This window comes from Dermacoccus sp. UBA1591, assembly GCF_002322065.1.
GTDB lineage: Bacteria > Actinomycetota > Actinomycetes > Actinomycetales > Dermatophilaceae > Dermacoccus > Dermacoccus nishinomiyaensis.
The window spans coordinates 1-1,016 of sequence record NZ_DCNR01000058.1; the positions used below are offsets into that span (position 1 = coordinate 1).

The 1,016-nt window shown below is 72.2% G+C and carries 2 protein-coding genes; one reads left to right on the forward strand and one right to left on the reverse strand.

Translation table 11 applies throughout. The features are described 5' to 3' along the window. Nucleotides 1-94: 94 nt before the first annotated feature. Nucleotides 95-334, reverse strand: a complete 240-nt coding sequence (locus B2284_RS06595; RefSeq protein WP_062257649.1) for a hypothetical protein — start codon at nucleotides 332-334, stop codon at nucleotides 95-97. A 209-nt stretch (nucleotides 335-543) separates the two neighbouring features. On the opposite strand from B2284_RS06595, the gene B2284_RS06600 reads away from it, so the two are divergent. Then, on the forward strand, nucleotides 544-1,016 hold a 473-nt coding region (locus B2284_RS06600; protein WP_286697312.1), incomplete at its 3' end, for a DEAD/DEAH box helicase.

Here is a 1,016-nt window from a genome sequence, read left to right on the forward strand (position 1 = left end):
CGCGCAGCCTGCCCTGGCGCCGCATCCTCACCCTCGCCCTCGCGCTCGTCGTGTTCTACATGGTCGACATCGCCGTGACGACGTGGGCGCCCACCTACCTGCACCACACCTTCGCCTCACCGGCCTCGCTCGTCGCCGTCGCCACCCTGCCGTACCTCGTGTGCTCGCTGCTCAGCCGCAGCTGCGGCGACTGGCTGACGGCGCGGCTCGGCCCCGCGGCGCTCGTCGCGCCGTTGTCGTACTCGGTGGCCGCGCGCCTCGCCCGCGACGCACACCCGGAGGCGGACGCGGCGTCCGTCCAAGCCGGCAGCGACGCGATCAACGCGCGCTTCAACCAGTTCAACTACGTCGGCGCCCTGCTCGGAGCCGTGCTGACGGGGACGGGCGCGCTCGGCGACACGTCCCTGCGCTACGGATTCGCCGTCCCGATGGTGCTCGTCCCCGGCCTCGTGGGGGCTGTCGCGCGCGTTCCGGCTGGCCTGAACGGTCGGTGGCGGCGGCCAGGTCGGGGAGTTCGTTCGGCGCCGGTAGACTGCTCGGCCTATGAGTACCTCGGCTGCAGAGCACCTCTCACCCGCCTTCCCGGAGCGCGCCGCGTGGGGTACCGCGGGCAAGCTGCGCGCCTGGCAGGCCGGTGCGCTGGAGCGGTACCTGAGCACCGATCCGCGCGATTTTCTCGCCGTCGCAACCCCCGGCGCCGGCAAGACGACGTTCGCGCTGCGCCTCGCGACGGAGCTGCTGGGGCGCGGCATCGTCAAGAAGGTGACGATCGTCGCGCCGACCGAGCACCTCAAGACGCAGTGGGCCGACGCGGCCGCGCGCGTCGGCATCCAGATCGACCCGAGGTTCACGAACCGTCAGGTCGATGAGGCGTCCGACTACGACGGGGTCGCCCTCACCTACCAGGGCGTCGCGAGCAACCCCGAGGTGCACCGCATCCGCACCGAGCGCACGCCGACGCTCGTCATCCTCGACGAGGTGCACCACGGCGGCGACAACAAGAGCTGGGGCGAGGC